At 40.1% G+C, this 7,769-nt stretch carries 5 protein-coding genes and 8 tRNA genes; all 13 read left to right on the top strand.

Annotation, left to right across the window (positions count from 1 at the left end):
- Window positions 1-2 precede the first annotated feature (2 nt).
- The 13 genes from BET01_RS07315 (at window position 3) to BET01_RS07255 (ending at window position 7,763) form a co-directional block, all read left to right on the top strand.
- Window positions 3-74, top strand: a tRNA-Glu gene (locus BET01_RS07315).
- A gap of 7 nt (window positions 75-81) precedes the next feature.
- Window positions 82-154, top strand: a tRNA-Thr gene (locus tag BET01_RS07310).
- 39 nt (window positions 155-193) lie between these two features.
- Window positions 194-267, top strand: a tRNA-Ile gene (locus BET01_RS07305).
- 29 nt (window positions 268-296) lie between these two features.
- Window positions 297-370, top strand: a tRNA-Asp gene (locus BET01_RS07300).
- Window positions 371-434: 64 nt separating this feature from the next.
- Window positions 435-507, top strand: a tRNA-Val gene (locus tag BET01_RS07295).
- A 23-nt stretch (window positions 508-530) separates the two neighbouring features.
- Window positions 531-616 (top strand) — tRNA-Leu (locus BET01_RS07290).
- Between the two features lie 29 nt (window positions 617-645).
- Window positions 646-719, top strand: a tRNA-Arg gene (locus tag BET01_RS07285).
- 590 nt (window positions 720-1,309) lie between these two features.
- A complete protein-coding gene (locus BET01_RS07280; RefSeq protein WP_120196146.1) occupies window positions 1,310-2,017 on the top strand; it encodes an RraA family protein in 708 nt (235 codons plus the stop codon).
- A gap of 78 nt (window positions 2,018-2,095) precedes the next feature.
- A tRNA-Arg gene (locus BET01_RS07275) sits at window positions 2,096-2,169 on the top strand.
- 321 nt (window positions 2,170-2,490) lie between these two features.
- Window positions 2,491-3,270 (top strand): serine hydrolase, encoded by a 780-nt coding sequence (locus BET01_RS07270; protein WP_243117148.1) that lies wholly within the window; start codon window positions 2,491-2,493, stop codon window positions 3,268-3,270.
- 500 nt (window positions 3,271-3,770) lie between these two features.
- Window positions 3,771-5,705: a peptide ABC transporter substrate-binding protein gene (locus tag BET01_RS07265; protein WP_120196145.1), complete on the top strand. Its 1,935-nt coding sequence runs from the start codon at window positions 3,771-3,773 to the stop codon at window positions 5,703-5,705.
- A 133-nt stretch (window positions 5,706-5,838) separates the two neighbouring features.
- Window positions 5,839-6,780, top strand: a complete 942-nt coding sequence (locus BET01_RS07260) for an ABC transporter permease (RefSeq protein ID WP_120196144.1) — start codon at window positions 5,839-5,841, stop codon at window positions 6,778-6,780.
- Window positions 6,777-7,763 (top strand): ABC transporter permease, encoded by a 987-nt coding sequence (locus BET01_RS07255; RefSeq protein WP_120196143.1) that lies wholly within the window; start codon window positions 6,777-6,779, stop codon window positions 7,761-7,763. The genes BET01_RS07260 and BET01_RS07255 overlap by 4 nt, the downstream gene beginning before the upstream one ends.
- Window positions 7,764-7,769: the final 6 nt, after the last annotated feature.

The following is a 7,769-nucleotide window of genomic DNA, read 5'->3' as shown; positions in this document are numbered from 1 at the left end:
TTGGCCCCATGGTCAAGCGGTTAAGACATCGCCCTTTCACGGCGGTAACACGAGTTCGAATCTCGTTGGGGTCATTGAAATGCCGATGTGGCTCAATTGGCAGAGCAGCTGATTTGTAATCAGCAGGTTATCGGTTCGAGTCCGATCATCGGCTTTTGTTTAACTAAATATATATATCAGATTATTATGTTTAGGACCTTTAGCTCAGTTGGTTAGAGCAACCGGCTCATAACCGGTCGGTCCCGGGTTCGAGTCCCCGAAGGTCCACTAACACTGAACTAAGTATTTGATAATCTGGCCTGGTGGCTCAGTTGGTTAGAGCGCCGCCCTGTCACGGCGGAGGTCGTGGGTTCGAGTCCCATCCGGGTCGTTCTGTATGCAGATACAGAGTTTGTAATTCAGCGGGTAGACGTATTGTTTACTAAATTGTTTATGGGATCTTAGCTCAGCTGGGAGAGCATCTGCCTTACAAGCAGAGGGTCATAGGTTCGAGCCCTATAGGTCCCATTTCCATGAGAAATCATGAGAATGCCGGCGTGGCGGAACTGGCAGACGCACAGGACTTAAAATCCTGCGGGCTTAATCGCCCGTACCGGTTCGATTCCGGTCGCCGGCATTTGCCTAATAAGGCAACTAAGTGAATATGTGTGTGTAGCTCAGCTGGATAGAGCACTTGGCTACGGACCAAGGGGTCGGGAGTTCGAATCTTCTCACGCACGTACAAGCACCTTTGGTTACAAGGGTCAACAAAAGAGAGACGTTCTTTAAAGAATGTCTCTCTTTTGCATTGGTTCTTAGTGATTCCTGAATTGTAAAGGCATATAAGGATAACAATAAAGATAATCACGTTATTTTTTTTATGGTTATAATGAGGCCTATGAATGGCTTAAAGGATATAGAATTAAGTAATATATGTCTAAGTGAAATGTAATTGATACTTTATAAGACTAGATATGCAAGTTAAAGTATTCATAACAACGGGTTAGCATTTTAGACAAGTTATAGCAGTGGACAATGCGTACTTGTAAAGAATTGCGGGAGTTGATAACATATTCTGGATATATTTAATGAAATCATTAATTCACATAGAAGGCATCCTGTACAGGGTGTTTTTTTTGTGTTATACTTGCCGTAATTTGACAAAGGACTTATTCCTTTAATTTGAACCATAGAATCTGCGCTTATAGAAATAGAGAAGATTTTAAGATTCCAACGATTGCTAGTCTCTTCTGTTGTACCTAAACTGATTAAAAAGTGAATTAAGTCCATTAATAATTGAATTTAAAACGAATGATAAGGGAGAACCGTTATGATTAACAATTGTGCGGAACTAATTGAGAAAAAATATCTGGATAGGGCCGGAAACCTTGGCGTTGCACTATTATGTGATGGGGTGAAAAAGAGTGGTTTAGATATTCCTAACTGTGGTTGTATGGATGCTGGGATTATGCCAGTGGATCGGGGGATGACTATGGTTGGTACCGCCTTGACGGTGGAGACTAGGGAGGGTGATAACTTTCCAATTCATTTGGCTAGCTACAGTACTCCTTCTGAGGGATATATTATGGTGATTGATGGCAAAGGATATTCTCATAAGGCATATTTCGGCGATCTTATTATGGGGGCATGCCAGGCGGTGGGCTTTCAGGGAATGGTGATAGATGGATACACTAGAGATAGAGATGGAAATATTGAGCTTGGCTTTCCTGTGTACAGCAGGGGATTTATGCCAAATGGGCCTATTAAAAAGGAAGAGGGAAATGTAAATACAGAAATTACCTGCGGCGGTATCAGAGTTTGTCCGGGTGATCTGGTGGTAGGTGACTCTGATGGAGTGTGTGTGATTCCATGCGCTTATATTGAACAAATACTTGATATGGCTGAAGAAAAGATGGCTTATGAGTTGGAGAGAAGACGTACGATTGATGCTTATAAAAAGGCGAAACAAAATGGTACGGAACTACCACAGTTAGCACCTCAGTGGGTTCTTGATATGATTGGTAAGAATATAGTTTGATCTGTAAGAATTTTGATTCATAGGAATCAAGCTTTACAAATAAATAAAACAGGTGTATAGTAGCAATTGCAAGAGGATGCGCTGGTAGCTCAGCTGGATAGAGCGTCTGGCTACGGACCAGAAGGCCGCGAGTTCAAATCTTGTCCGGCGCATGGAAAAGAACAGTTTGATTAATTATGAAAACTGTTCTTTTTTTGTGGGTATTTTTATTCATTGATTTCAATTCTATTACGTAAACTTATACTAAGAGTAGGTTAATATGAAAAAATACTTGATAAATCAAGTAAAAACAATATTTTTTAATCAGATGATGCACTTGCGATAAAAACTACTTGATTTTTTTGTTAATTTTATTATACTAAAAATAAGAGTAAGTTAATTTAAATTCAGACGCGACGAGGTAGCTGCAGACAATTGGTCCAGTGCCTCTTTTTTTATATCAGATGGTCTTACATCCATAGTGGAGGGATTTTATGGGGATGCAAATTGAAATAATAAAACGGTTAGAGCCACTCCCGGGAAAAATAAGCTTTTATTTTGAGAATCTTGATACAGGGGAATCAATTGGTTATAGAGAGCATGAGACTATGATGGCGGCTAGTGTGATCAAGTTGTTTGTTATGGTTTCTGTTTTTGAAGGAGTGGAACGAAACTCATTTCCTTTGGATAAGATGTTTGAAATAAAGAGAGAGGAATGTGTGCCATCCTGTGGAGCACTTACCTATCTTCATGAACAAATTCAGGTGACGCTTATGGATTTAGTGACATTGATGATTATCTTTAGTGATAATACGGCTACTAATGTTTTGATTGATTTTATAGGGTTTGATGTAATTAACCGTACAATCGTTGAGTTAGGATTTGAAAGAACAGTACTTAATCGGAAAATGTTTGATTTAGTGAGTTCTAAGTTGGGAATACAGAATTATATTACGGCGGGCGAGATAGGTAAGTTGCTGAAAATGATGTTTGAAGGTACTTTAGTCAGCAGGCGTGCCAGTGATACCATGTTATCCATTATGAAAAATCAGCAGCTTGCAGGTAAGATACCGTTTTACTTAAAAGCGGTTTCCGAAAGACTAGAAATTGCCCATAAGACAGGGGAAGATATAGGCATTAGCCATGATGTGGGTATTATTTATGGAAAAGTTCCTTTTATCGTATGTTTCTGCGGTAATGAGACGGATACTCCCCGTTTAGAAAGACTAATGGCTGATATTTCTTTGGAGCTTTATCAGGTGCTTAATAAATAGGTAAGAGTATTAAAATATGAATCAAGTAATGATAAAAATATGATAAATAAAGGATAAAAGGATGACATGTAAAGGATAAAAGGATGATATGTAAAGGATAAAAAATGATAAGTAAAGGATAAAAACATGATGTGTAAAGGATAAAAACATGATGTGTAAAGGATAAAAAGATGATAAGTAAATAGTAAAAATGTGATAAGTAAATGGTAAAAATGTGATAAGTAAATGGTAAAAATGTGATAAGTAAATGGTAAAAATGTGATAAGTAAAGGATAAAAATATGATAAGAAAATAATAAAAAAACGCCCAATTACTTTAAGAATACTCGAAAATATGCTTAGTATGTTGGAGAATATAATAGTAAATAGCCAAGTGATTTTGCTGGTAGATAGAAAAAAGGATTGGTTAGATATTGAAAATCAACCTGAAATACAGAGGATTACCTGGTTGATGAATCTGTTTCAGGGTGAATATATATTAGAAGACAAGGAGGTTAAGGAATGAAGAAAAAGGGAATGTTGGCAGCCGCCTTAGGTACCGTTCTTGCAGTTTCCATAGTATTTAGTGGATGCAGCTCAAAGCAGACAGTGAAAGAGGGGGCAGGAAAGGAAGAAAGCGGGTCTAAAGGGGGAGCGAGCAAAGATGGAGCGGTGTATACAAAATTATATGGGGCGGAAGCATCGACTTTGAATTATCTTGTCTCGTCCTCGGAAGGCGACTACAAGATTGGGGCAAATTGTATTGATACTCTTGTGGAATATGACAGCAAGGGGCAGATTAAACCAGGGCTTGCTACACAATGGAGCTTTGACGATGCTTCCCTTACCTGGACCTTTAAGCTTCGGGAAGCCAAGTGGGTGGACCATACGGGAGCTGAGGTGGGAGAGGTCACAGCGCAGGATTTTGTGGATGCCATGAAGTATCAATTGTCTCCGGAAAATGAGAGTGCAAACGTGCAGAACCTGTTCGGTATTATCGCTAGTGCAGAGAATTATTACAATGGTCAAGTCTACAAAGGGGGACCAGATAAGGAAGGAAACGTGTGGGAGACAGTGGATTTCTCTACGGTTGGGGTTAAGGCAGTGGATTCCCATACACTTACCTATACTCTTGATAAGGAGGTTCCTTACTTCCTATCTTCTCTTGCTTACATTGTTTATATGCCCGCCTATGGGCCACAGCTTGAATCATTGGGGAAGGAATTTGGCACTGGGGCAGATAAAATGTATTACAATGGCGCTTATTATTTGGAGGAATATTCACCTCAGGAAAAACATGTGTTGAAAAAGAATCCATTAAATTATGATGCGGATTCTGTTTACATAGACGAGATTCAGGAGATTTATAATGCAGAATATAATACCATCGGGCCGGAAATGGTAAAGCGTGGAGAGATTGATTACGCAGAGATTTCAGCCGATATTCTTGATGATTGGTTAAAGGGTGAGGATACAAAGAATCTGGTCAGCAGGGAAAGGCCTAAAACCAGTTATTCCTATTTTTATTGCTTTAATTTTAATCCCCAGTTTGATGCTCAGTATGAGCCAGACAATTGGAGAAAGGCAGTGAATAATGAAAACTTTAGAAAGACATTGTTTTACGGTCTGAATAAAGCAAAGGAAGTAGCGGTAATTGAGCCTTCAAATCCAGATGATTTTGTGATTCGTTCTATTACTCCTCCTGACTTTACCTTTAATGCGGAAGGTGTGGATTATACCACGGTTGGAAGTATGAAGACTCTTGAACCGACGTTTGATGAGGCGAAGGCAAGAGGGTATAAGGATCTGGCAATGAAAGAGCTTTCGGCTTTGGGAGTAACGTTCCCAGTTAAAGTTTTAATGCCTTATAATCCCTCTGAAATTAACTGGGATAAAGAGTGCCAGGTAGTGAAGCAACAGATGGAAGTTCTTCTTGGAACTGATTTTATTGATGTTGTGGTGGAGGCTGGCCCTGCAGATGGATTTTTAACAGAAGTGCGAAGAGGCGGGAAGTTTGCTCTCATGAAATGCAACTGGGGAGCTGATTATGCAGATCCGGAAACCTGGACAGATCCATTTTACCAGTCAAAAGGAGATGGGGGCTATGATCTTGGATACAAATATGGGAATATCGCAAAGACCATAGAAGAAGGGACCCCTTCTGCAGAGGCTGCGAAGGAGTATTTTGATCTTGTAGATGTGGCAAAGGGAATGAAGGTAGATATCAATGCCAGGTATGAGGCATTTGCCAAAGCAGAAGCAAGTCTTATCAACCATGCATTTGTCCTGCCTTATAGTATCTCAGTTAGCAAATATGTGGCAACGAAACTGAATGTGTTTGACGGGCAGTATGCACCTTTTGGGGTGTCAAATTTAAGGTATAAAGGTCAGCACCTGTTGGATCAATACGTTTCTATGGAGGAATATAAGTCAAACAAACAGAAAAATCTGAAATAAAGGGAAAATTCATACGCCGGATCAAAGCATGGTTTGATCCGGCGGAAAAATACCGTCTAAGATAGAGGTAGAATTACTTACGTCTTTTTTAGAGAGTATTTTTATTTTGGAGGACAAAGGAGACTGAAAACTGATGGTAAAATATTTAGCAAAACGAATTGCACGTTCCTTTCTTACCCTAGCGGTAATACTAACGGTGGTGTTCTGCCTGCTTCGTTTTATGCCGATTGAGGGATATTTTCAGAACTTTGATAAGATGACACCTCAACAGATTCAAGTAGGGCTTAAGGAGATGGGGCTGACAGATCCTCTCCCGGCACAGATTCTTCGCTTTTTTAATGATCTGCTTCATGGTGATCTTGGAGTGTCAAGGATTTACCGGACTAATGTATCAGTTTCTCGGATTTTGGCGGATAAGGTACCTGTCTCCATTAAGTTGGGATTGTGGTCGATGGTTCTCTCTCTTGTGATAGGACTTCCATTGGGGGCCGTGATGGCGAGATATCAGTACCGGTGGCCTGACCGGCTTGGAACATTATTTATTGTATGTATTCAGGCGGTACCGGCTGCGGTTTATTATCTCTACCTTCAGCTTTATGGAAGCAGTCTTTTAGATGTTGGCTTGTTGTTTAAGATGGAGGATCCTAAGTACTGGTTACTTCCGGTATTTTCCATGTCTCTTGGAAATGTTGCATTTTATGGTATGTGGTTGAGGCGTTATATGGTGGATGAAAGCAACAGAGATTATGTGAAGCTTGCAAAGGCAAAGGGGTTGTCTGAGGGTGAGATAATGTTTAAACATATTTTCCGAAATGCTTTTGTTCCTTTGGTTCAGTACATACCTACGGCATTTTTAAATACGGTAATCGGGTCCATTTACATAGAATCCTTATATAGCATTCCTGGAATGGGGGGATTGCTTGTGATGGTAATTAAAAAACATGACAATGCGATGGTTCAGGGTATTGTGCTTTTATATGCTTGCGTTGGAGTTTTAGGGCTATTATTTGGGGATATACTCATGGTCATGCTGGATCCTAGAATCAGCCTTGGAAGGAAAGAGGGTGATAGATGATGAAGCAATTTTCTTATCGCCATGCAAAGGAATCCCAGCTTATGGATCACATGAAAGAATCAGATCTGTTCACGTTTGCTGAATTTAAGGAAGAGGAAGCTGAGAGAACTGGATACAGCAATTATTCCTATTGGAAGAGTACGATTCAGGCTTTTTTTAAGAACCGGGGAGCAGTGGTTCTTTTGGTATTTTTGATCCTTTTGCTTATCTTTACTTTTATTCAGCCTTATTTGCCAGGGCAGTATGATCCCAACAAGATATTAAATGATGCCAATGGGATGCATTACCGTAATGTGCCGCCTGGGAAGGTGTTTCTCTTGGGTACCAATTCCATTGGTCAAGATCTCTGGGCCAGAATTTGGGCAGGTACCAGGACTTCCCTTCTTATCGGGATTTTGGTGACGATTGCAGAAGCGATTATTGGAATCTCAGTAGGTGTGATCTGGGGATATGTTAGAAAGGTGGATTTTATCCTTACAGAAATTTATAATATTATTGATAACATACCAAATACCATTATACTCATCTTGATTTCCTATATCTTAAAGCCCAGCGTTCAAACCCTTGTCTTTGCTATGTGCCTGACGGGGTGGATTCAGATGGCGAGGTTTATAAGAAATCAGATCCTGATTATAAGAGACAGGGATTATAACGTTGCCAGTCGCTGTTTGGGGACGCCAACGGGGCGGATTATCGTTAAGAACCTGCTGCCCTATTTGGTATCCGTAATTATGCTTCGCATGGCCCTCACCATTCCTGCTGCCATTGGAAATGAGGTATTTATCACATACATTGGTTTGGGGCTTCCTGTAGATATTCCAAGCCTTGGTAATCTTATTAATGAAGGTCGGGTGTTGATTACCAGTGCGGCACTTCGTTATCAGCTTATTTATCCGACGATCATTCTTTCCTTTGTCACTATTTCGTTTTACATCATCGGCAATGCTTTTTCTGATGCGGCTGATCCGAAAAATCACGTATAAGGAGGT

This window comes from Lacrimispora algidixylanolytica (genome assembly GCF_003609635.1).
Lineage (GTDB): Bacteria > Bacillota > Clostridia > Lachnospirales > Lachnospiraceae > Lacrimispora > Lacrimispora algidixylanolytica.
Note: the sequence above shows the minus strand (reverse complement) of the source record. Positions and strands in the feature narration are given on the sequence as shown.

What these genes read in the sequence shown, in the direction of transcription:
- BET01_RS07260 (WP_120196144.1), top strand. Translation starts at nt 5,839, where the DNA reads ATGGTAAAATATTTAGCAAAACGAATTGCACGTTCCTTTCTTACCCTA.
- BET01_RS07270 (WP_243117148.1), top strand. Translation starts at nt 2,491, where the DNA reads ATGGGGATGCAAATTGAAATAATAAAACGGTTAGAGCCACTCCCGGGA.
- BET01_RS07255 (WP_120196143.1), top strand. Translation starts at nt 6,777, where the DNA reads ATGATGAAGCAATTTTCTTATCGCCATGCAAAGGAATCCCAGCTTATG.
- BET01_RS07265 (WP_120196145.1), top strand. Translation starts at nt 3,771, where the DNA reads ATGAAGAAAAAGGGAATGTTGGCAGCCGCCTTAGGTACCGTTCTTGCA.
- BET01_RS07280 (WP_120196146.1), top strand. Translation starts at nt 1,310, where the DNA reads ATGATTAACAATTGTGCGGAACTAATTGAGAAAAAATATCTGGATAGG.